The following is a 25704-nucleotide window of genomic DNA, read 5'->3' on the forward strand; positions in this document are numbered from 1 at the left end:
TATGTCTGTTTTACAGGTTAAGGATAAACTGTTCGAGCCCTATCTGACGGCTGAAGAAATCAATGGGCAGGTACAGCGACTGGCAGCAGAAATCAACCGCGATTACGAGGGAAAGAAGCCCCTGTTTATAGCCATCCTGAATGGTTCCTTCATGTTTGCCTCAGATCTCTTTAAAGCCATCCACATAGACGCAGAAATCTGCTTTATTAAACTGGCTTCTTATAAAGGGACCAAGTCTACCGGCCAGGTGATAACTGCTATAGGGCTGGACACAGATATCCACGACCGGCATGTTATTATTGTAGAGGATATTGTAGACACCGGTAAAACCTTGCACGAGTTTCTCCCCCAGTTACACCACCAGCAACCGGCCTCCCTGGAACTGGCTGTATTGTTGCACAAACCGGATGCCACGCGCTTCCCGGTTCCACTCAAATACCTGGGATTCAGTATCCCGGATAAGTTCGTACTGGGTTATGGATTAGATTATGATGGGCTTGGACGCAATATTCCGGAGATTTACCAGTTAAAGGAGAACCATTAAAGCTCAACCGGCTTTTTTGGTACCCCTAAAACCTAATATGACCTAATTTCGAGTTGTAATTCCCGCCGTCCTGAAAACTGTAGTTGCCATATTATTCCTTGTACTGGCAGGATCGTACGCAGATGCACAGTATTATTTTCGAGGTGAGATAAGGGATGAAACCCAGAAGCCGCTTTCGAATGTAAAAATGACCATGCATTCTACGGGCTACCTCTTTTATTCCGGTGCTTCGGGAGGTTTTGGTATCACCTCTGCCAAAGCGGAGGACTCGGTTACACTAAGTCTCGACGGTTATAAAGTTTCCACCTTTCTTCTCAAAGGCAATAAGGAAAATAGCCTCGTTTTACCCCTACTGGTAAAGAAGGCATCCCAGCCTGAAAAAAGACTGATGTCGCTGGCCCGGGATATCAAGCCTGCCGAGCTGGCAAAATTCTCGGTAGGTGGTGAAACCTATAGCAGCCTGCGGGAGAACGATTATATGGAGGCGGCCAAATTCCCGACCATTGATTTCGCAGTGAATACGGATAAAGCTTCCTATAGTAATATTCGGCGTTTTATTAATATGGGTAGCACAGTGCCGCCGGATGCCGTGCGTATTGAAGAAATGCTGAATTATTTTGCCCTTGAGTATGAACAGCCAGAAGCTGGCCAGGATTTTTCTATCCGTACCAGTTTATCTGAGTGCCCCTGGCGGCCTGCCAATCAGCTCTTCTATGTGAAGCTTAGTGCCCGTAAACTGGACATGGCCCAGGTTCCGCCCAGCAACCTGGTATTTCTGATTGATGTATCCGGTTCGATGGATATGCCCAATCGCCTGCCCCTTCTCAAAACAGCCTTTAAACTGATGGTGAATAACCTTCGCCCGATTGATACCATTTCCATTGTGGTATATGGAGGCACAGTGGGAGTTTGGCTGCAGCCTACTTCGGGTGTTGAAAAAGAAAAGATTAATAAATCCATTGAAGAATTGTCTCCTGGCGGAAGCACGGCCGGCGAATCAGGTATACTGGCTGCTTACCGGCTGGCTGAAAGTACCTTTATCCCCAATGGCAACAACAGGGTTGTTCTGGCAACCGATGGCGATTTCAATGTTGGGCAAACCTCAGAAGAAGCGCTGGAAAGGATGATTGTGCAACAACGACAAAAAGGAATTTATCTCACCTGCCTCGGAGTAGGAATGGGCAACTATAAAGATTCCAAACTGGAAGTGCTGGCCAAAAAAGGCAATGGAAACTTTGCCTACCTGGATAATGAAAAGGAAGCTGAGAAAGTCCTTGTGAAAGAGCTTACCCAAACCATGTATTCTGTGGCGGATGATGCCTTGTTGCATGTGAGTTTTTATCCCGCCAACGTGAAGAACTATCGACTGATCGGGTTTGATAATAAATTCAGTGCCTTATCAGCTGAAGGCGATGGCCTGCTCGAAGGGGGAGAAGTTGGTTCAGGACATACGCTGATGGCCATCTTTGAATTAACACCTGCAGAAAAGTATGATTCCAGTGCAGCACTGGCAAAAATAGAATTGAGTTATAAACACCCGAACGACAGTCTCCAACAAAAGCTGATCCGTGAAGTGACGGATAGCCGGATCCAGTCTTTTCAAACCCTTCCATACACGTATCGCATGGCTGCAGGTATTACCCTCTTTGGATCAGTATTGAAAGAATCCAGGTTTGTAAAACCGGCTAATTTGCAGGATGTACTTACTATTATTAATCCCATCTCCAACCAGGACGACCTGGTGCAACAGGAACTGATTGCCCTGGTAGAGAAAGCGAAAAAGATCTATTATAAAGGGAAGGCTTCCAAGCTCAAGCCCAATTTGTTTTGGTGAGTTGTTGGCTGAACAAAGTACATATCAATTTCTCCAATATTTTTTGCAGTAATTTTTCCTCTGTAGGTACATGGATAATCGCTTTTGATTAGCTCATATATATTTTCGGATACATTGACCTGTCCGGGTTCACCATTGCTTTCCATTCTGCTGGCAATATTTACCGTACTACCCCATATATCATAGGCGTATTTTGTTTTACCCACAACACCTGCCACAACCGGACCCACATGGATGCCTACCCGAAGTTCCCAGGGTGCCAGATTCTTCTTTGCTCTTTGCTTGTTCCAGCTTTCCATATATTGAATGATCTCAAAGGCAGCTGCTACAATTTTTTTGACATGATTGGGATCCGGACTAGGAATTCCTCCGGCACACATGTAAGAATCACCAATGGTTTTTATTTTCTCCAGCCGATATTTAGTAATGATATCATCAAAGGCTATAAAACATTCATTGAGTTCAGCAAGTAACTCCTGCGGAGAAAGTACATCCGCCATTTTGGTAAAGCTTTTGAAATCGGTAAAAAGAACTGAAACCTGCTCAAAATATTTAGGCGTTGCTACACCCTCTGTTTTTAATTCATTTGCTACTTCGGCAGGCAGGATATTCAGGAGTAATTTTTCAATTTCTTCATTCTTTTTATCGAGAATGGCGTTCGTGCGGGCTTTCATCCTGTAGTTTCGGTAGAGCATTACAGCAAAAGCCACAATTACTAATAACCCAATTAAGGAGGCATTTTTAGCCAGCTTCTGCCGGTTAATTTCAAGTTCCTTTAATTGCTTGTCTCTGGTTAACAGATCAATTTCGTTTTCCTTTTTTTCGATTTCAAAATTGAAGATCAGTCTTGATAGTCGCTGGTCTGCAGAAGCATTATAGATAGAGTCTTTGACACTGGAATACAGGTTTTGGTATTTTAAGGCATTTGTGAAATCTTTTTTCAGTTCATAGGATTTGGCAAGTCCCCCATAAATATTTTCCAGTTGATTAAATGAATTGGTTTCCCTCGCAAAAATTTCTGCCTGCTGGTAAGATGAAATGGCCGTTTGAAAAAAGCCCTGCTCCCGATAGGCATCAGCAAGTCCGATTAAAGACTCTGCCATCTCCAGTTTTGCATCGAGCTTTAATGTCATGTTATAGGCCTGCAAATGATACTCTATGGCTTTGTCCAGCTGGTTTTTTTTGAAATACAGGTTCCCCATTTTATTCAGCGTATAGGACATGCTGATGCTGTCTGTAAAAGCTTTGAGTGCTTTGTCAAAATACACCATCGCTGTTTTCTCATCATTTCGGGTTGAATATATTTCTCCCAGGTTCGTAGCTGTAGTACCATAGGCATCCATATCGCCTAATTCTTCCAGCATAGGAAGTGCTTTTAGAAAATAATCCAGGGCTTTATCATGTGTTTCCGGATTATCATGGTAAACAGTTCCCAGGTTATTCAGGGCAATAGCCTCCCGTAACTTCAGTTTATTTTCTTCTGCAACTTTTAGCGAGCGTAAATAATAATCCAGTGCCTTGATTTTATCACCCTGGTTATAATAAATAACACCGATATTACTCAGTACAGTTGACACGCCTGTCTTATCTCCAATACTGTCGTATGTAAGGTGGGCTTCTTCCCAATACTGAATGGCTTCCACATAGTTCCCCTGTACATAGCGAATATTGCCAAGGGTTTTAACTGCCATTGCAGCTCCTGCCATATAACCGGATTGCCGCGCGAGTTGGGCAGCCTCACTGGCATACTTAAAAGAGGAGTCGGCTGAGTTGCTCATGAACTCTCTGCTGATATTCAGTAAAGACTCTACTCTTGCTGAATCGGTTTTTTGTAGCGAAAGGGATTTTTTAATGCTGTCAATAGTAGGCTGCTGCCCTTCTGTTTGTAAATAAAAAAACAGAATCGGCAGCAGCAGAAAACTATAGTGTACTCTCATGCAATTGGATTTCTTTCTATGATTTTATAGTTTGGTAAAGCGGAAAATTTTTCTGGTATTTTTCAGCTGGACATTCAATATGTACTGACCTGCCGGTAATTGCTGAATATTTAGTTGCCATTTATTTCCATACTGCCTCTGAGGCGCTGGAAGCACTTGTTGCTGACCTGACAGATGGAAAATCCTGAACTGACCCGGACCAATTGTTTCTGTCGTATTCAATTCAACTGTCAAATACTGACTGGATGGATTTGGATACACCCTGTCTGAAAGAATGATTGATTCATCCTGTGGTGATAGCCCTGATTCCGTATTAATACCAGATTTGCCCTTGCCAGTGCATTTTGATGAAGTTGAACTGGCTTCACTGGTCGCTGAAGCTTTTTGATTCACTTCAAAACTATAAACAATCCAGGTGAGCTTGTTGCCATCGAACAGTATTTCAAAAGTTCCGCCTCCAGGCAGGAAGAGTTCAGGTTGCTGACCTGAATAAGCCCCGCTCGCAGCGATTAGATTATCTGCTCCTATCGGAATGTAAATGGCAGCAGCATTGGCATTTTCATAAGCGAAATTTGCTTTGTAGCTAAAGCCATTGACAGGCGTTCTCAATTGTTCAACACATTTTAAGATGGGTTTTATCTTTTTAGTGGAATTGCTGAACGGATTTACATAAAGAGAATCTTTCTCATAGATGACAACAAAACTGGACGGAGCAGACAATACCATGGGGGATTGAACTTCAATCTTATATATACCCGGAGCTCCCCCGGAAGTATAAGCACTTCCAAATACAGGTTCCTGCACCACCAGGTTTTGCAGATTTTGCAGATCCGTTGCACTGAGTCCGCGGAACTGGTACGTGTATGTTGGTACCGGTGCGCCCTGATTCAGGATGATGCTGTCCGGATCCACACGCACTGTCAATGCCGTTACTGTCAGTTTACCAGGCGCATATTGGAGTTCGTAATTGCTGGGTTCTGTTAACGTAATGCCGGATGGAATCACTGAGTAAGTACCTCCTGGTACAAGTCCCGTTACCGGTTGCTGATTTTGATCCAATATGGCAAAACCAAGTTCTCCCGACAGCACTTCAGACAATTGATCGTCGAATTGCAACCATTGTACAGTTGTATCGTAATTATTGTCCACTGTACCATATGGATAGGTTTTGTCAGAAACTCCAATTGTTAGTTTCGATTTGTTGATGGTTAGGTTAGCCGGTTCATACACCACTTCATAATTTTCCGACAACAGGGCTGCTGGAATAATCTTATGCGTTCCTGCTGTTAAACCGGTTATGAGCGCGATGGATCTGTATTCTTCCAATACACCTTCTGCTTCTTCAATATCATTTTCATCAATAATCACTGCGATATTGTTTTTATTTCCCTCTCCGGAACCTTCATTGGAAACAATCGCAGAAGCATTGGTTAAGGTGCTTACAATACCTCTTAAACTAACGATTCCTCTAAGGCTTACAATTCCCCTTAAACTTACAATACCACGCAGGTTGGCTATACCTTCTGCAGCTTCCATGGTGATGATCGGATCTCCTCCAAGATATTGGGTTAGAGAGCCAGGAGCAAGATCCAATACGTTGGTTGTTTCGTATTGAGGCACCCCGCTAACAATACCCCGCAAACTCACAATGCCGCGCAGACTTACAATGCCACGCAAACTTACCAGGAAGCCCAAATCTTCCAGTCCGGCTAATTCATCCGTTGTCAACTGACTGCCATCCAGCAACGCACTGGCATCATTTACCAGGTATTGCTCGTGAGTCGTTTTCAACGCATTTAGTACTGCCTGTTGCTGATCTGCAGGAATTACATGTGTTCCTTCAATCAACGAATACGTATAACCGAAATCTGCAATTTTCTGTCCATACTCAAGGGTTTTATCCTGTACTTCGATTTTGACTGGCAGCTTCGTTACACGCAATGTTCCATCCGGAGTACCTGGTGCAATAAAGGTTCCATCTTCACTTGTAGGCGGATACGTATATAGCTCTGTCAATGCCAGGTCTCCAGGATCTTCCAGATTGAGTACTTCCATTTTCGCCCTTATAAAATAAGGTGAATTGATAGGCGAAAACTGGGTCGCATTGGTCGTGAATTGCAGGTTGTCCAATCCGATAGATGCGGCAGTTATACCTAATTGTTCAATCGGTGTTCCATCAATGGATATAATGGCACGGAATTTATCAATGGGTATCGGCTCGCCGAATTTTTTAGTTGTATCTACTATTTCTATTGTGATCGTTTTCTTTTCAATTGATAACAAGGAGACAACTTCAGAACTTCCGCCATCCGTACCGGTTGCTGATATCGGTGGTGTATATACCTGCACTGTCGGATTTCCCAGGATGGCGCCTGGTTTAACTACAATAGTAGAGCTGTTCACGATGCTATATTGAGTAGCATCAATTGCCTCTGAACGGATGAGTACCTGGCTGGTTGGTCTGAAATACGAACCGGTAATTGTGAATTCAAAATCAGGATCTGTTGGAACTGGTGCACCTGCTTCCTGGCTGAATTCAATCTTTTCCAACAATGGTACTGGCGCCGCAAAACTGCCTATGGCTGCAAGGGGCTGTACCAATCCGGCACCCGATTTTGCATCTGCTCCGGCTGTCTCAATATCCAATGCAGACGAGCGCATTAATTGTTTTAATGCAGCAGGAGATAGGGGAGTCGGACTAACAAATTTCTTACTGGCTTCCAATATCAAAGCAGCAGCTGCAGCGGCGTGTGGTGCAGCGGCAGATGTTCCAAAAAAGTTTATAAAACCATCACTGTCAAAATCATTTGATCCCAGAGGAACAGTAGTATTTACACCATTAGGAGCGCTAAAATCAGGCTTTGCACGAATGACTCCATTTACCGGTGTACCTCCCAGTGAAGAGAAAACTTCTGTGCTTATTTGTCCGGCTATTGCTCCATTCGTTGGTTTGGTGTATCGAACCGCAGCTACTGTCATAGCCCCTGCTGCATTGGCCTGCCCAACAATGGTGCTGCTTCCTTCCTGGAACTCTTCTATGGTTGCTTCTCCTCTGAATATGATATATTTCAAATTGACAGGCGTATTACTTGCATTAGGAGCACTGCCAGCTTTGACAATCAAAATATTGGTAAAGGTGTTCGCCTCTGTATAAAATGGCATTACTTCAATAGGATCTCCACCTATGTTATTGCGGTTGAAACCAAACAGCGTAGAGCCATTGTCATTTGTTAGGTAAATATCGAAATCATGCTGTGTTCCTGTTGCTTCCGGCCCGATGGAATACACATCATCCTGCCACTGGAGTACAATTGTATAAGTTCCCGGAACCAGCTTGATTCGCTGGAATATATCACCTGTTCCACTGAAATCATGTGCCTCACCAATTATGCCGGCAGGAGCTGCAGTTGGTCTGAATGCCCGTTGGTAGGACTTATTCCCATAGTTCCCTGCAGCAGAAAAATAACTTACACCTACTGCTGTTACCTGGTCAACCGCCTGTGCTACTTTTCCATCTTTGAAGAAGGGTTCTGTAATGAAGGTGATATCATCTACCATAATATCACACTGCGCAATGGATTGTAGTTCGAGAATGCCTTGCGCAAAATCACCCGGACTAATAAATCCGGTTCTGAAAGCCAGGCTGGCTGCAGGTGCCAGATCGTGAATTATCTGCAGCATGGCTCTTCCTTCATCGGATCTTCTTCCGTAAGGAAATTCTTTTACTATTTCCACAGGTGTCTGAAAATTGGTGTTTTCAGGTCCTGGTAAATCACCATTCTGAACATCTGTTCGCGCCGGTCCTCCGTCTGGTGGATTCAGTGGCGTTGCTCCTGTTGTATTATAGCTGTCTGACAACACCCCGATTTTTACACCTGCTCCTGCCAACTGATAGGCAGCTCTTACCTGGTTGGTTGCTATAGAGGAATCACCCTGGCTGGAGGTCTGCCCAAAATCAGTAACTGGCGGATAAACCGGTCGGCAGAAGTTGATTAGTTTTTCATCCAGACTTCTTCTGTTATCCTCATTGAAGCTGTTTAGTTTCTGAAGATTGCTGATAGGCATCCGGCCAGTTATGATATATTCATTACTGCCATTGGATATCAGGTTGTCAAGTCCATATGGAGAGCCGGCCTGCGTCAGCAAATCGAGCACGTACGCGCGTTTGCCTGCATACACAATGATCTCAACAAAAACGCCCTCATTTTGAATCAGGAATAAATCCTGGGTATTGGCACCCCCGCCAGGGTTTTTAGACAAAAAGTCCAATTCCGATCCTATCAGATCCTCCACTTTTCCGGTAACCGGAGGCTGATACAAAGGACATACATCTGAATTGTCTTCCACCAACACATCATCTGTACTGCTGCATCCTGTTACAGGATCTGTAACCGTAAGCAAATAAACTCCGGTTGCTGCAACTGTGAGGCTGGAACTTGTTCCCAAAATGGTTCCCCCTGCATTCTTCCATGTAAACAGGGCATTAGGAGTTTGCGTTCTTGCTGTAAGCGTAGCAGTTGGACTGCCTGCGCAGGACAGGGTAGTATTGGAACCTGCATCCGCAACGGGTGGTTCGGTGCAGGATTCCAGTGCAACATGATTTAATTCAACACTGCTGCCAATGGTTATTTTCTTTCCTGACCAGATGGCTCCCGTAATTTTTGAGATACTGGATCCTGATCCGATCACTACATTACCATTAGGAACATAGATAGTACCAAACCATTGCGATACAGTACTGCCAGTACTCCCGTTACTCTGAATCCAGGCAGTTTGTTTGTCTTTGGAACTGGAGCCATTTCCCTGTGCTTCCGCATAGATACGGGCTGCAGATCCGGTTCCTTTTAAATCAACTGCCAGTTTTCCAAGATCAACATCTCCCTCTATCAGTAATTTAAAAATGCCCGTGGTATTGGTTCCGAAATCAAAAATGAATTTGTTGAAATTGCCGGCGTTTCGGATTAGTTTAAAGGTATAGGTACCCGGACCGTTAAACGTGATGGTTTTATTACCGGTTAATTCAATTGCACCATATACACCCGGACTAATACTTCTGGTGTTGGTTATGGATGTACCTGCAACATTTTGAATAGCTGCGGGGCTGGGCAACATAGGTAACACCGGTAGATCAGGTGTCTGCTGGCGCACCACACCATTGATCGGTTGCGGTCCTGTATAGTTGGTTCCAACCGGATGCGTAATAGTTCCAAGGATGGTTCCACCTCCCACAAAAATATTACCGGCTGCATCCAGGTTTCCAGTTACCTGTGAATTGGAACCCAGACTAATAGCCTGTGAATTATTGCCAATATTAGCAGCTGTTAAGTTGCCAATAACCGTATTGCTATTGGTTAACTGAATAATTGAATTGGTGTGAATTGAGGAATTAATGGTAGCCGATCCGGTGGATCGTACCATACCATATCCACCAATCCTGCCAGATTTTAACTGATTGGCAGATCCGATTTCAATTCCGCAGGAGGTACAATTGGGCGCGCCACTAAATAAAAGGTACTCGTTTAGTTTTGTCTGTGCGTTTGTATAAGGTTGTATACATACGAAAATCACAGCGATCAGCAGCTGCCACCGCCGGAACAGTCGAGTGTCCATTTTTCTCATAGTCAAACGTTTGAGAACCAATCCAGGCAGCTTTGGGCTAAACCAGATCGATTCTGTGTGATGGGGTTGAGATACTGTTAGGGGTACGTTTGATCAATGACAGGAAAAAGGATTTGTAGCAGTTTTTCTTAGTCGTTTAGCAGATTATTGGAAAGGTACATTTTTTACAAACGTTCTGCAAGGGGAAAAATACCCATTATCCCGGATTATTTTACAATTTGGACCGAGCGTTCATTTTGAGCTCTTAATCTCTTGCATAGAATCTTAATAAATCCCCTGGCAATCTCAGGCCTTGAGTCAATCAGTTCATAAAATGGCTCCTGGTTAATTCGGAACAGGGTGCAATCTGTTTTGCAGGTAGCACTAGCCGACCTGGTTTCGGCGTCGAGCAGGGATAATTCTCCGAATACCTCCTTTTCTCCCAATTCTGCCAGCCCTACGGAACCCTTATGGATATTTATAACTCCCCTGTTTATTATAAACATGCAATCTCCAATTTCCCCTTCCCGGAATATGGTGGTGCCCTGCTCAAATTCTTCTTCTTCCATCAGAGGTGCCAGGTCTGCCAGAATATTTTCCGGAGTATCTCTGAATATTGGAAGGGATTTGAGTAATAATACCTTTTCAATCAACAATAACCGATCTCCTGTATTCTGACTCATACTATTGATTTATGCTAAAGCAAACGCTGCTGTTTCTTTAAGCAGACTGTTTTTTGAATGTAGAAATTTATCATAATTGCTGCTCTCTACCGGAATTTCATATTTTCTGGATATATATAAAGTACAAGCAGTTGTCCAGTCGTGATAGCGGATTGGCTTTTCAGCTAATATGCGTTGCATTACTGTGTCAATTTTGCTAAAGTCACTATCCTTGTAAATAGCCCGAAGGGCATTACAGCGTTCTTCAATGCTGGAGTTTTCAAATAAAATACAGAAATATTTACTCAGTTCTTTCTTTACTGTCACTTCAATTATTTCCATTGCATTGGCAATGGTTTCTTTTTTATTTGCCAGTAAAGCATTTCTTGATTTTTGAATATTTTCCCGGTTGTATAATAAGCCAAACAAACACAACAAAAGCTCCCGAATTTCATTTAACTCAATTTGTATGGCCCCATATAATAAACTGCTCGGTTGGTTTTTGTCCTGCAACCCACGTTGCATAAATAATAATTCGGTTGCGTAAAATATATAGGCTTTGGTTAATTCTTCCAATTCAGAACGATTTGCAGGTGACGCTTTGAACTTACTTCTGTATAGCGCTTTTATTAATGTCGGGTGATTGGAGGAAGGTTTTGTGATCAATGTTCCAAGAAAATTTCTTGCATCCTCGCCGCCAATTTGCCCCAGGACCTGCAGCAGCGGCACTTGCTGCGTTTCATCAAGCTGTTCTTTTAAAAAATAGGTTGAGATGGGTTTGACGGCTTGTTTCCCTGCTCTGAATAAGGCCGCTTTAACCTGTTTCTCGTAATGAGGAAATAGTTGTAAGCAAGTCTGAATGGTTTCGAAGGAAGCAGCTTTTCCAATAGCGTAAATGGCCATTTCAACCAGGTTTGCTGATTTTTCTGTTTGAAGAAAAAGAGCCAGCAGGGGGTGATCATAATCGTCAGCTGCTGCTTTCAATATGCTCAATCCATACTGGCGGTTTGTTTCATCAGGTGATCGTAACAAGGAGGCAACCTGTTCTTCTGCAGTAAATCGTACTGCCCTGTTTTTATTCGATAACATACCACATAGCGCAGCTGCATTTGCCGGATTGTTGGACTCCTGTAGAAAATCCGACAAGTCAGTATGTTTATGTGATAGTTTACTGATGGCATAAATCGCTTCCTCCCGTAGCTGGCTGGTTGCAGATTCATTCAGTAGTTGTTGGATCGCTGGTTTCAGCTGGTGAATTTCCTTTTGGCTGATTAACTGGATCGCATCCTTTTTTACCTGCACGGAGGGGTGCTCTAAAAACAGGGATAATAATTCAATGGATACCGGATTCTGTTTGCTTGCCACCATGGAGAGCACACTTAGGACTTCCTCTTCAGCTCCTGATTTGATTTTGTCTTTTATCTTATTGATTGTTTCGGTATCGTTTAACGTAAATTCTTCCTGGCTGAAATACCGGCTGGATATGGTATTTACCAGCATATTCAAATACTCCCTGTTCACATATACAATCCCTATGAGCCAGATGCCAGCAAGTGCCAGTAATGCAAAAGAGAGGGTCAGCAGGTCAATTGTTTGCTGAATATTAAATAATAATAAGAGCAGGAGTCCACAGAAAAGCGTCGCAAATGGATCCATGATGCCTTTAATGATATTATGCGCCCTCATTCGTTCGTGAATGGGCAACGGCTGCATGATAGTGAGTAATACAGGAGAATTAATCGCTGTTCTTAATACATCTACAGCAATAGAGGATGCTCCAAATATGTAAAAGATAAATCGTTCGTCTGAATTGAAAAAGGACAATCCTATTATAATAGATATTAATCCCACTAATAAAAAAGGCGTAATAAACAGCGACTTTTGAACACCCAGATTGGTAGTGAGCCTGCTTGTAATTACTGTCTTCGTGATCAGTGCTATAATTCGTAAGCCCGCCATGAACATGGCAATAAACCGGGCCAACTCAACATCATTTTTATAGGACTCCTTGATTTTTGCATAAAATCCGTAATTGATTAATATGATACAGGCAGATGCCAGTAGCGATATAATGGCAATTCTCCGAATGATCTTACTACTGATAAATGTCTGGTATAAATTTCTGATGGGATGGTGGCTATGATGGATGGTGTTATCTGAAGAATGATGCTCCTGTGATTGATCCAGCATTCCCATGATACGCCTGTAAAACGGAATGGATAACAACATGCTGATCACACCCAGAAATAAGAGGTTTAATGTTCCGGTATAGGGAACAAACAATAGCGCCAATGTATAACCGATAAACTTGGCTGGTATATCTCCTGAACTGACTACACCAAACAGGCGTTTGCTTTGCCGGATATTAAACAGCCTTGCAGCAATACCCCAGAACTCCAGGTTATTTAAGAGATAAAGTACATAAAACCAGGCCAGGCTGAAATAGTATAACCAGTTGTCAGTTATGGCAGTACTTCCAATTCGAACCAGCAACATGGTGCCCGCCATAAATAGTATGATGCCCTCATTAAACTTCCTGAATGGAATATGATGCTCCAGTACCGTATATGCAAATCCTGTAAACCATAATAAACCAGCAGACAAAACCATTACCCATGGCAACTCATGTACCGGAAACTTTTCGAGGAATCGGGCAAATTCGGCAGTAAAGAAAAAAGAGATGCCCGCGCCCTGAAAAAATTGTAACCAGAACAATTGCTTTACTATTGGCCACTCCTGCTTTTGAATGTTGAGCAGATTCAGCCAAAATCGGTTGCTTTTCATTTCCCGTCCCTGTTTTGTGATGCTTTTTCCTGGCTGTCTTTCAGGATTTGCAGATGCCTTAGTTTTCCGGGTTGTCGATTAGTTTGAGAACTTCTCGTGAAGTATTGATGCTTTTCAAAAAATGCAATCTGGATGGGATCCCATTCCTGTTCTGTTTTAATGATGCCGTATTCCAGGAACTCTTTCATCAGATGCTGGCTTATAGGAGGGAAATCTTCTCTTCCCAGGTAATCGAGGTCGGCATCACAAATAATTTCTTCCAATAAATTGGCCGGCGATTGCGGAATCCGGGTTGCCATGATCATGCCTTTTATGGATTCCAAGTCGTTAGTGCCAAGTGTTCCGTTACTAAAGTCATCCATTAATATTTCACAAGACCTCAGTTCATGTCCTCTGTAGGTATCCAGGAAACCGATATCATGGTATAAGGCTGCAATCCGGAGTAACAATAACTGTTTTTCATTATTAATGCCCTCTTCTCCTGCAATTCGAACAGCTTGTTTTAATACATCTTTTGTGTGCTGCAGGTTGTGATAGGTTAATCGCTTATCCAGCCCTTTTTCAAGGCGTTGAATAATTGATTGTTCCAGGTCTCGAAAGCCAGACTCGGTCATGGGTTACCCGTTTAAAAGTGGGAAGGCTAGGAAAATTCAATAGAAATATAACAAAAAAGCCGCAGATGGTTGTCTGCGGCTTTTATTATCAGGAGAAAATTTCTCTCACTTTGTCAAAGAAACTTCGTTCGTTCTTGTCTGGCTTGGGCTGGAAATTGTCTGACTGCTGCAGCTTCTCTATCATCGCCTTTTCTTCACTGGTCAGGTTCTGCGGGGTCCATACATTTACATGAATGAGCTGATCACCCTTTTCATAACTGTTTACCGCCGGGAATCCTTTTCCTTTTAATCTGAATATCTTTCCGCTCTGCGTTCCTGCCGGGATTTTGATTTTAGCCCTACCGTCTATCGTTGGTACTTCCACGTTAGCCCCAAATATGGCGTCCGGAATGGAGATGTATAAATCATACGCCACATTCAGTCCGTCGCGATGCAACTGGCTATGTGTTTCTTCTTCTATCAGTACAATCAGATCTCCTGGTGATCCACCACGTTCACCTGCATTTCCTTTTCCGGAAACATTGAGTTGCATTCCTTCCTGCACACCTGCCGGGATATCTATGGTTACAGTTTCTTCGCCATAAACCCTTCCTTCTCCTTTACAGCTTCCGCATTTCGCAGTGATGGCAGAACCTTCACCGTTACAGGTCGGACAGGTAGTTACGGTTTGCATTTGACCCAGGAAGGTGCTGGTCACTTTGCGAACCTGGCCAGATCCTCCACAGGTTCCGCAGGATTGAATACTGCTTTTATCCTTGGCGCCACTGCCTGAACAGGTAGAGCAGGATACGTATTTTTTTACCTTGATGCTCTTGGTTACACCTTTGGCAATTTCTTCGTAATTCAGCTTCAGCTTAACACGGAGATTACTTCCCCTGACACCCCTTGCTCTTTGTCCGCCACGTGCGCGACCGCCAGCCTGACCGCCAAAGAAAGAACCGAAGATATCATCCCCAAAGATGTCGCCAAACTGGCTGAAGATATCATCCATGTTCATGTTGCCACCACCCCCGTAACCACGGGCGCCATTCCCTACACCGGCATGTCCATACCGATCATACTGCGCCCTTTTATCTGCATCGCTGAGCACTTCATAGGCTTCCGCGGCTTCCTTAAATTTTTCTTCCGCAGCTTTATCTCCGGGGTTACGGTCGGGGTGATACTGCATAGCCACTTTCCGGTAGGCTTTCTTGATCTCATCTGCGGAGGCTGTTTTAGCCACCCCCAATATTTCGTAATAATCTCTTTTTGCTGACATGTGCTTTTTTATTTACCGACTACCACTTTGGCAAACCGGATAATCTTATCGTTCAGGTAATATCCTTTTTCCACTTCATCAATCACTTTTCCAACCCATTCCGGACTGGGTGCAGGTATCTCCGTAATGGCTTCATGCAGGTCGGGATTAAATTCTGTTCCCTTCGCATTCATTGCTTTCAGCCCGCGACCCTGCAATACATTTCTGAGTTTGTTGAATATCAGGTTGGCTCCCTCCTTCAGGGCAGGCAGGTCTTCACTGCTCTCCATCTGTTTTTCAGCCCTTTCCATGTCATCCAGTACTTCCAGCAGCTGTCCGATTACCTCTTTCCCTGCCGTCTGGATCATTTCCAAACGCTCCTTGGCCGTACGCTTTCTGAAATTGTCAAATTCAGCAGCCTGCCGAAGGTATTTGTCCTTCAAATCGGCCAGTTCAACTTCCAGTTTTTCAAATTCACTGACTTCCTTTACCGGTTCGTTCAGATGCGTTGTTCCCGGAACATCGCTGTCGGAATTGATGTCCATTTCATTCTCGGTTGACTTGAATTCTTTTTCTTCCATATCGTACAAATTGGCAGCAAACCTAGCATTTTCTGCCATTATTGGCGGGATAGCCCCCTGGCAGTTCAGCTGATTTGCCTTGTTTTTTGATCATCCTAATGGGGCAATTTTTTTGCCATTGATGGAAATCGGGACAATTTGTCCTATTCCTTCCTGTTCCATGCTACCTTTGCGCATCTATGACGAATGTATACCTCAAAAAGAAAGTCAGCAGGCGGATCGAAAATGGTCATCCCTGGGTATTTGCGAATGAAGTGGGCACAGTAGATGGCCCCCTGGATGGTGGAGATATTGTCAGTCTGTTTACCCACGATAAAAAATTCATCGGGAAAGGTTATGCCAATCCCAAATCCCAAATCCTGGTTCGGTTGCTGACCCGCAAAAAAGAGGAGGAGATCAATGATCAGTTTTTCTATAACCGGATTCAATCAGCCTGGGAATACCGCCAGAAAATAGGGTACACGGAGAACTGCCGCCTGATTTTTGGTGAGGCCGACTGGATGCCAGCCCTGATCATTGATAAGTTCAATGATTATTTTGTGCTGCAAACCCTGGCGCTCGGGATGGATAAATGGAAGCCGGCAATCGTAGCCGCCCTCCAGGCTATTTTTAAGCCCAAAGGCATTTATGAACGAAACGATGTTCCGGTGCGGGAACTGGAAGGACTACCACAAATCAAGGGCTTTTTATCCGACCCCTTCGATACCAGGATCATCATTAATGAGAATGGGCTTAAGTTTTATGTGGATATTGAAAATGGACAAAAGACAGGTTATTTCCTCGACCAGCAGGACAATCGCCGCGCCATCCAGCATATCGTAAAAGGGGCAGATGTGCTCGGAGCATTCACTTATACCGGTACGTTTGAGATTCATGCCGCCCATTATGGAGCTAAATCTGTATTGGGACTCGATATTTCCCCCTCCGCCGTAGAGCAGGCCAACCAGAATGCAGCATTGAATGGGTATGCAGACCGCTGCCGGTTTGAAGCAGTGAATGCATTTGATGTATTAAAAGCATGGGCAAAAGAAGGCCGCCAATACGATGTGGTGATGCTTGACCCGCCTGCCTTTACCAAAAGCAGGGAAACCATCCAGAAAGCTATTACCGGGTACAAAGAGATCAATCTCAGGGGGATGAAACTGATCAAACCAGGAGGATTTCTCGTTACTACTTCCTGTACCAACCTGGTACAGCCGGATCTCTTTCTGGAAATTATCCAGATGGCTGCCAAAGATGCCAAACGCACCCTCAGGCAGGTAGTTTACCAAACCCAGGCAAGTGACCATCCCATTGTATGGGGACAGGAGAATACACATTATCTGAAGTTCCTGATTGTGCAGGTGGTGTAAGCAGGGAGGAGGGAGGAAAGGAGGAATGGAAGAGGGAGGAAGGGAAGACCTTCTCACGTCTCACATCTGACGTCTCACTTTGTATTATTTCGATACCTGAAAACGGCCGGTTTCAACAACCCGCCCGGTCTTATCTCTCAGCTGGAAGATATAAATCCCACGGTAATAATCACTGAGATCGATGGTTGTCTTGGGTTGAACCTCTTTCTGTTCAAATACTTTTTTTCCAAGGAAATTAAAGACCTGAAAAGTAAAGGAGCGTTCTACTGACTTGCTGAAATCGAAAGTGATCTGAGTAACAGCGGGGTTGGGGTAAAAGCGAATTACCGGACGCTCAGCAGCAGGTTTGCCGGATTGGCAAAATCCAGTGCAGGCAATTAACAGACTTATGGATAGTGTAAAAAATATCCTCATTCTCGATTCCGGGTTTCAGCGTTTTGCACAAATTAAACCTAATTTTTCAAAGATACAATCCATGCCTGTTAAAATAAAACAGGGGCAGAAACGTTGTCCTGCCCCTGGGGATATTTTTCCATAAAACCTGCTTAGTTCAGGCGAGCCAGGGTAGCCTGGATGGCGTTGAAATCAGGCAGATCGGTTACTTTGTCCAGAATCTCGGCATATTGAATAATTCCTTCTTTATCAATCACAAAGGCTGCTCTTTTGGAAACTCCTTTCATATCGAACACAAAATCCTGGATCAGGGAGTCATAACTGGCTGATGCTTCTTTGTTGAAATCGCTCAGCAAAGGAAAATTCAGCTGCTGCTCTTCCTTAAACTTTGCCAGGGTGAATACGGAATCCACGCTAATGCCATAAACCTGTGCATTGGTATTGTTATACTGGCTGATAGAGTCTCTTACTGTACACAATTCTGTGGTACATACACCGGTGAAGGCTTGCGGGAAGAACAGCAATACAATATTCTTGCCTTTCTGATCGGCAAGATTCACTTTGTTCTTTTCAGTGTCAAATAAACTAAAGAGAGGGGCAGGTTGTCCAACTTTGCTCATAATTTTTTTTGGTTATAACAGTTTTATTGGAAAATTGTTAAACAAAATCCCAGCCAATGGCCGGGATTTTTTTCTTCAGTCAATAACCAAAAATAGGTCTTACTGAGGGACAGATTAAAAACGGGGACAGAAAACTTTCTCCCTTGTAGAGTTGTCTCTGTTCAGGAAGCCAATATAAGTAATTGATAGTTCAAAACCTCCTCTTCCCTGGCTGGCAGTTTTTAATTGCGAAACATTCACATCATAACTAAGACCAATAGAGAAAGGATTATAATCAATTTTAACAGCAGGAATCAGGGCATCACGCAAACGCATAAACGCTCCCACGTGAACCACATAATCAGGCATTTCCGGGTCTCCGATTTTGTATCCATACATCGCTCCGCCAACAATTTCGTCTGCAGGTCCCTGTTTGGAATAATCTGCCTGCAGGTTGAAGAACGCCTGGTCTCCAACTTCAAACTTTACGCCGCCTGAAGCTACCCATTTCGGATGCAGTGCCGCATTCACATTCCGGTAAAAGGAATTCCTGGGTCGGTTGATATGATGGTAGGCAAGCCCAAAAAACAGATTGTTTTGCTGCTCGGATCCGAAGCTGCTATTGAAACTGGCACCCAGGCTGGCATCCAGGTTGCTGTAATTCGCATTAATAAAAGTTTCCCCATCTGCAAGCGCAGGATTAAAGGCGCCTCCCACATACTGATTATCTGTAGTAATTTTTGAACGATCAATACGACGTTGAACCAGTCCGCCCATAAACCCAACCGATAAATACATATTGCGCTCGCTGCTCAATGATTTATGATAGTTGATAGCAGGTAGCAAATGTGTGGTCGTTAGTGAAACAGTTCCTGCTCTATCAAACAGCATCTGTAAACCGGCAGTAATAAAATCATCTCCGCCGCCAACCGGCATTTTATATTCGGCATTTACGGATCCGCTTTTAAATGCATTGGTCACACTGTTCCATTGATCACGATAAACAATTTGCGCACGCACATCTCCGGTAAATATTCCTGCCAGTGAGGGGTTCCGAAGCAGGGGCGCTTCGTAGAACTGGGAGAAATGTATATCCTGCGCGGATGAACAGAGTCCGCAGAAAATCAGCAATGCTGAAAGCAGGAGGTGAGTAATATGGTTATTGGTCTTTTTCATAGGTTATCTGATAAGCGTAACGTTTCCTTTTAACGCTACTACCTGTCCATTATCGCAAATCACTTCAATGATATATACATAAGCGTCTGAAGCTGCCTGCTGTCCGCGAATCATTCCATTCCATCCTTCAGAAGCTGCATTTGGAGCAAAGTTTTTACGTTCAAATACCATTTCTCCCCAACGGTTAAAGATGCGCATGGATTGTATCCGGTCTAAACTTCTTCCTCTTGGATAGAACACATCATTCTGGCCATCATTATTCGGACTGAAAGTATTCGGAATGAAATAGTTTCTGTTTTCACAAATTACTCTTACCACAATATTGCTGGAAGCGCGACAACCATTAGCATCAACAACAGTCACCTTGTAATTAGTCGTGAATTTGGGGTTTGCAACAGGTGTCGGACAGTTGGTACAACTCAGTGCATCCGATGGAGTCCAGATATATTGGGTTATGTTATCACTGTAAGTAATTGGAAGCGTAGTTTCAAATCCAAGCGGCATCACGATTTCCGGAACATTCTGAATCGCTGGCAACGGCCAGATGGTAACATCTTTGCTTACCGATGCAGAGCAGCCAAATGCAACAGATGCGGTTAAATTCAAGGTTGCCTGCCCACTGTTGGTATATCGTACGGTAATATCCTGTGTATTGGCATTCTGACCATTCCCGAGTGTCCATCTGTAAATGGTTGCACTATCCGGAATCACAGTAGATCCTGACTGTCCCAACAGTTCAAACAAACAAATATCATCCGGACCACTGATCACCGGCTCCGGAGTTCTGTACACACGAACCGTATCTGTATAGCTGTTTTCACAACCGGTTTCTGTAGTTACGTATTGTGTTATTACATAGCGGCCAGGTTCAGAAAACCGGTGACTCGGATTTAATTCATTAAATACATTGGGTGAACCATCACCAAAATCCCAGCGGCGAAGGGTTACACTATCGTTCCCGATACTGAAATCACTCAGGTTCACTGAACCGGTATCACAGAATTCACGGGTATCTGTATTGAACGCCGGGATTACACCTTTAACCATGATGGTCGGCCTGCTTCCTACCGGAACTTCACAGTTCAGGCTATCTATCAGCCGAACAAACGGACGATAGAAATTGGGGAAGCGGTAAGTATGTGTTACCAGGTTGGCTTGAGATGAATCGGAGTTGCCATCACCAAAAACAAGGTAATACTTGGTATTGGGTGGAGGAACCACATTGAAGTTTACAGTGATCTGGTTACACTCCTCTATCGGATTATAATTAAATACCAGGTCCGTAAATGGATTGTAAATATTCACCGTTCCGATAGCAGTATCTCTGCATCCTCCATTACCAATCGCAATCTGGCGCACAGTGTACCTGCCATACGTATTGAAGAAGTTGTTGGTGTTGATCAGATTACTTGTATTGCCATCTCCAAAATCCCAGTAAAGTGAATCATAATCCGCAGCATGAGAAGTGAATTTGGTTTCCAAAGGCGGACAAATAGCTGAAGTATCAATCATGGTGAAGTCAGCCTTGGGAGAAAGAATCTGAATATAATTCGGACGAATCAGGGAGTCTTCACAACCCTGTGCATCACGGATAAATAATTTAACGGTGTATACGGCATCCGGACCCGCATATTGATGCAGCGGATTCTGATCTGTTGATGTACCACCATCTCCAAATTCCCAGCGATAGGTCAGGTTGTTTCCTGAAGATGAATCGCGGAAGGGAAGATCAACACCCGGACAGAAGGTCGTATTCGCAGCAGCAAATCTTGCGAAAGGTTTGGTTATGTTAGCTGCCGCCAGTCGGGTGATGGTATCAACGCAACCAATATTATCAGTTGCTGTAAGCTTGATCGAGTAGGAGCCGGGGTTACGGTACACATGATTGATAGGAGTGGAAGTGAAATTCGCGGTTTCGCCGTCGCCAAAATCAAATTGCCAGTTCACAATGGATCCAGCTGGAGTAGACTGGTCTGAAATGGTGACTTCACTGTTTACACATCCGCCGTTATTGACAACAGAAAAATTCGGAATGGCACCTACTACAGTTACCATATCGGTAATGGTTCTGGTAACTATACAACCATTGATATCTTCCATGGTCAGCGTAATATCAAACACACCATTTACCGGAACCCTGGTCTGTAAGGTTCTTCCTCCTACAATAGGTGGTTGTCCTTCTATTTGCCAGGTATAAGAAGCAATATTGGCCGCAGCTGTACCACTTGCCGTAAGGGTGAATAATTCATTCCGGCACACAGATGGTTTGCTGATAGAGAAATCATTGATCAGCTCAAACAAATTCAGAGTTGCAGTTCGCGTATAGGTACAAACCGGATCTGTAATCGTTAGGGTTACTGTATAAGTTCCATAACTGGCATAGGTTACTGAAGGGTTAACCTGTGTGGAAGTCTGTCCGTTTCCGAAATCCCATGAATACGTAGCTGCACCATGTGTTGGATCCAGAATCGAATCGTCTTCAAAGGTTACATTCAATTTGTTGGCACAATTTATTCTCGGAGTAAAGCGAGCCACAGGCGCCATCACATACAATAAATTGTTCCTGGTTATGGTATCCGGACAACCATTATTAATGGCAATTAATCGCACATTGAAAAAACCTGTGTCCTGATATCGGTAGGAAGGATTTTCAGAACTTGAACTTCCTCCATCGCCAAAATCCCATCTCCACTCATCTGCACCTGTGGAGGTAGAAGTGAACTGGAAAGGCAAACCGGCACATGAATTATCTCTGTCTACAGTGAAATTGGCGGTTGGCTTGGTGCCAACTTTGATAGCATTAGGAATAGTAATTGTTTCAACACATCCGCCGAGTGAGGTCACTCTTAACTGCAGGGTATAAGTACCAACAGCAGTATAGGTTACACTTGGTGTTGGTGAAGTACTAGTTACGCCATTTCCAAAATCCCACTCGTAGCTTGCGATATCTCCAATACTTGCAGGGTCTAATTGCGGAGTATAGGTGAATGGCACACAACCACCCGCTGTTCCATTCAATAATTGTGGTGGAGTAGGTGGAGTAATTTTTACAAATGCCGGTTTGGTAATGGTAGAAGTACAGCTGTCTGCTGTTGTGATGGTTAACCGAACATCGTACTCACCAAAACTGGTGTAGGTATGAGTCGGGTTCTGCTCAGTAGAGGTATTCCCATCACCGAAATCCCATAACCAATTGTTGGCACCAGGTCCTGAACTTTGAAAACGAACCTGGTGAGGTACCTGGCAACCGCTGGTATCTGTTGAAGTAAAATCAACGCCTGGAGGATTGGTGATGGTTATAGTTCGGGTTGTGGTGCCATCGCAATCCGCATACCGGTTGGTCAGTCGCACTGTATACGTTCCTGGGGTTGTATATAACTTAACCGGATTGGTTTCAAATGAGAATGTGCCGTCACCAAAATCCCATTCCGAACTATTGGGCAAGGGGTTACTGGTGTTTGTAAAATTCAATGGTTTATTGGGACAGGAACTGGCCGGCGCACTGAAACTGGTTTGATTACCAGTAATGGCAATGGACCTTGTAATACTGTCGGCGCAGCCATAACTGCTGTTCACAACCAGTTTTACATTATAATTTCCGGTTGAATTGTAACTGGTAGAAGGATTTCTGTCTGTTGATGAACCACCATTGCCAAATGTCCAACGATGCGTCAGGGTACCAGGGCCGGTCGACTGATTATTGAAATTTACACCAATGGGCGTGTTACAGGCATCCAGGCGAGTGAAATCAAAATTAGGAGTAACACCTCCAATGATCCGGATAAAGCGGGGTCTGTCTGATACAACCACACAACCATTATCTGTGGTAACTGTGAGTCGCACCCTGAAAAAGCCAAGCGATGTATAAGTTTTAACTGGATTGGGGTCAGTTGATGTGGTGCCATCACCAAAATCCCAGGCATATGAAGTGATCTGCCCCGGACCCTGAACAGTTACGCCATTTTGAAATCGTATAACCGCCGGAATACAGGATACTGTTGTATTCGCCCGGAAATCAATTCTGGCAGAAGGAAATACGGTGATATAATTTGTTTTGACAATACCATCAACCCCGCGCGCATTGGTAACAGTAAGACGAACCGTGTACACTCCAGGCTGGGTATAGGTTACTGTAGGATTCTGTTGATCAGATAAAGTTCCATTCCCAAAATCCCATGCCCAGGAAGTTGGCGAATTGGTCGATTGGTCTGTGAATCTAACTGATAGATTCGCACAGCCTTCTGTTACGTTAGAGGTAAAATTAGCAACAGGCGTCTGGGCAGACAGAGGACCACCTGCAGCCAGCATCAACAAGCAGAATAAAAGGTTACGTATCAACAAGCTGTTTTTTGTTTTTTCAGAAAGCAACTTGTTTCCAAAGGGATTCGGAATGACTAAGGATAATGGATTTTTCATGGTTCTACTTCTTCTTCAGATGCAACAGATTTTTAACTCCCTGGACCGTTGTCTCTGCTTTTACATAGTCCCATGTATTATTGGTAATTTTCCAGGTCGCATTCAGTTTGGATACCGGTTCTGATGCTGCCGGAAAATTGGTGATAATCGATAACGTATTTACATCTCCCACCCAGGTTCCCTTATCCTCTGTTTCTGTCGTGAAACCGCTGACCTTGCCATCGCGGTAAAATTGAAAGGTGTAAGGTGAAAATGAACTGGAAATGTCGGCACTTCCTTCTTTGAACGAATATATATACCACTGGCCATTTGTCATAGCATCGAGTATGATATCTTCCTTCTTTTCCTCGATGGCTTTTGCACATGCCCCTAACAGGCATACCATGATGCTTATCCAGACCAGTTTTTTCATAGTACTATACCCTCTTGTTTATATGCATAGATGAAACGGTATTTATCCCTGGCATATTGCATAAATTCTGCGGGATCTAACCCTTTTCCTGTGACCCTTTTACATAATTCTTCACTTGTATATTTTCTTCCGTGAATGTATATATTAATTGACAACCAATCTTTTACGGCATCGAACTGCCCCTCTTGTAGAAGTTTTTCGAATTCTGGCAGTGCCTTTTCCAGACTTCGGGAAAGTTGAGCCGCATACAGGCTGCCCAGGCTGTAGGTTGGGAAGTACCCAAAACTGCCATGACTCCAATGCACATCCTGCAGGCAACCCCTCGCATCATCCGGTACCTCAATGCCCAAATACTGCGCATATTTTGTATTCCAGGCGGATGGCAGATCCGTCACCTCAAGGCTTCCTTCAATCAGGGCCTTTTCAATTTCATACCGGATAATAATATGGAAGTGATAGGTAAGCTCATCCGCCTCAGTTCTGATCAGCGATGGCTGCACCTTGTTGATGGCCCGATACAATTCTTCCGGCGTACGATCTTTTAATTGCGCTGGAAAATAGGTCTGCAGTACCGGTAAAAAATACCGGCACCAGGACAGGCTTCTGCCTACATTGTTTTCCCATAACCGGCTCTGGGATTCATGGATTCCAAGGCTGGCAGCTTCTCCTAATGGTAGCCCATATTGTTCTTTCGGCAATCCCTGCTCATACAGCGCATGTCCCAGCTCATGAATGGTACTCCAGGTCATATAACTGATATCTTCCTCCCGTATCCTGGTGGTGATACGTACATCTTCCGCACTGAAATTGACGGTGAATGGATGGGCTGCCTTATCCTGCCTGCCATGCTGCAGATCATACCCCATTCGTTGAAGCATATCCATACTGAATGCCCACTGCTGATCTTCCGGATAGGGCTGGAACAGGATGCTGTCATCCACCTGCTGCTGCCCTTTGATGGTACTTAATAGTGCCGCCAGTTCAGGTTTTAATCCGCTGAACAACTGGTCCAGCTGTGCACTCGTGCAACCACGTTCATATTGATTTAACAACGCATCATAAGGATGAGCGCTGGCCCCTAAATAGTCCGCTTCTTTTCTCTTCAGCGCGGTGAGTTTTTTTAACCAGGGACTGAAAATCGAAAACCGGTTCTGATGCCTTGCATCCGCCCAGTGATTGAAGGCCTGTGATACGGTTTCACTGAGTTCGCGTACAAATGCGGCCGGCAGTCTTACCTGCTGGTTATAATCATAGTTACTTAACTCCAGGTTGGATCGTTGTTCCTCAGTTAAATCTGTCCGCTCCAATAAGGCCTTGAGTAACTCACCTACTGATGCATCTGTAAATTTTGTGTGTGCTAATTCGGATAATGTTGCAATCTGCCTGGATCGTGTAGCCAGACTTCCAGCCGGCATGTAGGTTTCCTGGTCCCACTGGAGCAATGCAGTAGCATACCGGATGTCGGCAATTTCCTGTAAGCAGTTTTTGTACTTCTCGTACAAGGTTGAGGTAGTCAACAATTGGTCCATAGGTAGGAATTCTGCTGCAATCTAAGGAAAAACCGC

Annotated in this window: 16 protein-coding genes; 3 read left to right on the plus strand and 13 right to left on the minus strand. The window is 44.1% G+C overall.

Features of this window, described 5'->3' with window-relative positions:
• The first annotated feature begins 1 nt into the window (after position 1).
• Both hpt and L0U88_RS06875 read left to right on the plus strand, forming a co-directional pair.
• A complete protein-coding gene (gene hpt, locus L0U88_RS06870) occupies positions 2 to 544 on the plus strand; it encodes a hypoxanthine phosphoribosyltransferase (RefSeq protein ID WP_234864941.1) in 543 nt (180 codons plus the stop codon).
• Between the two features lie 193 nt (positions 545 to 737).
• Positions 738 to 2378 carry a vWA domain-containing protein gene (locus L0U88_RS06875; RefSeq protein ID WP_234864944.1) on the plus strand — a complete coding sequence of 547 codons (1641 nt, stop codon included), beginning with the start codon at positions 738 to 740 and terminating at the stop codon, positions 2376 to 2378.
• Here the strand turns inward: L0U88_RS06875 and L0U88_RS06880 are convergent.
• The 7 genes from L0U88_RS06880 to L0U88_RS06910 form a co-directional block, all read right to left on the minus strand.
• Positions 2333 to 4315 carry an adenylate/guanylate cyclase domain-containing protein gene (locus L0U88_RS06880; protein ID WP_234864946.1) on the minus strand — a complete coding sequence of 661 codons (1983 nt, stop codon included), beginning with the start codon at positions 4313 to 4315 and terminating at the stop codon, positions 2333 to 2335. The genes L0U88_RS06875 and L0U88_RS06880 overlap by 46 nt on opposite strands.
• A gap of 24 nt (positions 4316 to 4339) precedes the next feature.
• Positions 4340 to 9934: a S8 family serine peptidase gene (locus L0U88_RS06885; protein ID WP_234864948.1), complete on the minus strand. Its 5595-nt coding sequence runs from the start codon at positions 9932 to 9934 to the stop codon at positions 4340 to 4342.
• Between the two features lie 206 nt (positions 9935 to 10140).
• Positions 10141 to 10596, minus strand: coding sequence for a Crp/Fnr family transcriptional regulator (locus tag L0U88_RS06890; RefSeq protein ID WP_234864950.1), 456 nt, complete (start codon positions 10594 to 10596; stop codon positions 10141 to 10143).
• A 9-nt stretch (positions 10597 to 10605) separates the two neighbouring features.
• A complete protein-coding gene (locus L0U88_RS06895) occupies positions 10606 to 13359 on the minus strand; it encodes an Npt1/Npt2 family nucleotide transporter (RefSeq protein ID WP_234864952.1) in 2754 nt (917 codons plus the stop codon).
• Positions 13356 to 13973: an HD domain-containing protein gene (locus L0U88_RS06900; protein WP_234864954.1), complete on the minus strand. Its 618-nt coding sequence runs from the start codon at positions 13971 to 13973 to the stop codon at positions 13356 to 13358. The genes L0U88_RS06895 and L0U88_RS06900 overlap by 4 nt, the downstream gene beginning before the upstream one ends.
• 88 nt (positions 13974 to 14061) lie before the next feature.
• A complete protein-coding gene (gene dnaJ, locus L0U88_RS06905; RefSeq protein WP_234864956.1) occupies positions 14062 to 15231 on the minus strand; it encodes a molecular chaperone DnaJ in 1170 nt (389 codons plus the stop codon).
• An 8-nt stretch (positions 15232 to 15239) separates the two neighbouring features.
• The gene (locus L0U88_RS06910; RefSeq protein ID WP_234864958.1) at positions 15240 to 15830 is read right to left on the minus strand and encodes a nucleotide exchange factor GrpE; all 591 of its coding nucleotides are present in this window, start codon (positions 15828 to 15830) and stop codon (positions 15240 to 15242) included.
• 140 nt (positions 15831 to 15970) lie between these two features.
• On the opposite strand from L0U88_RS06910, the gene L0U88_RS06915 reads away from it, so the two are divergent.
• The gene (locus L0U88_RS06915) at positions 15971 to 17143 is read left to right on the plus strand and encodes a class I SAM-dependent rRNA methyltransferase (RefSeq protein WP_234864960.1); all 1173 of its coding nucleotides are present in this window, start codon (positions 15971 to 15973) and stop codon (positions 17141 to 17143) included.
• An 84-nt stretch (positions 17144 to 17227) separates the two neighbouring features.
• Here the strand turns inward: L0U88_RS06915 and L0U88_RS06920 are convergent, their stop codons facing one another.
• The 6 genes from L0U88_RS06920 to L0U88_RS06955 form a co-directional block, all read right to left on the minus strand.
• Positions 17228 to 17557: a T9SS type A sorting domain-containing protein gene (locus L0U88_RS06920; RefSeq protein ID WP_234864962.1), complete on the minus strand. Its 330-nt coding sequence runs from the start codon at positions 17555 to 17557 to the stop codon at positions 17228 to 17230.
• A 131-nt stretch (positions 17558 to 17688) separates the two neighbouring features.
• A complete protein-coding gene (locus L0U88_RS06925; protein ID WP_234864964.1) occupies positions 17689 to 18156 on the minus strand; it encodes a redoxin domain-containing protein in 468 nt (155 codons plus the stop codon).
• A gap of 114 nt (positions 18157 to 18270) precedes the next feature.
• Positions 18271 to 19311 carry a PorP/SprF family type IX secretion system membrane protein gene (locus L0U88_RS06930; RefSeq protein WP_234864966.1) on the minus strand — a complete coding sequence of 347 codons (1041 nt, stop codon included), beginning with the start codon at positions 19309 to 19311 and terminating at the stop codon, positions 18271 to 18273.
• A gap of 3 nt (positions 19312 to 19314) precedes the next feature.
• The gene (locus L0U88_RS06935; RefSeq protein ID WP_289623303.1) at positions 19315 to 23727 is read right to left on the minus strand and encodes a PKD domain-containing protein; all 4413 of its coding nucleotides are present in this window, start codon (positions 23725 to 23727) and stop codon (positions 19315 to 19317) included.
• Positions 23728 to 23731: 4 nt separating this feature from the next.
• Positions 23732 to 24139 carry a hypothetical protein gene (locus tag L0U88_RS06950; protein WP_234864968.1) on the minus strand — a complete coding sequence of 136 codons (408 nt, stop codon included), beginning with the start codon at positions 24137 to 24139 and terminating at the stop codon, positions 23732 to 23734.
• Entirely contained in the window at positions 24136 to 25668 is a 1533-nt protein-coding gene (locus tag L0U88_RS06955) for a carboxypeptidase M32 (protein ID WP_234864971.1), read from the minus strand. The genes L0U88_RS06950 and L0U88_RS06955 overlap by 4 nt, the downstream gene beginning before the upstream one ends.
• Positions 25669 to 25704: the final 36 nt, after the last annotated feature.

The sequence above is a fragment of the Flavihumibacter fluminis genome (assembly GCF_021491375.1).
Taxonomy (GTDB): domain Bacteria; phylum Bacteroidota; class Bacteroidia; order Chitinophagales; family Chitinophagaceae; genus Flavihumibacter; species Flavihumibacter fluminis.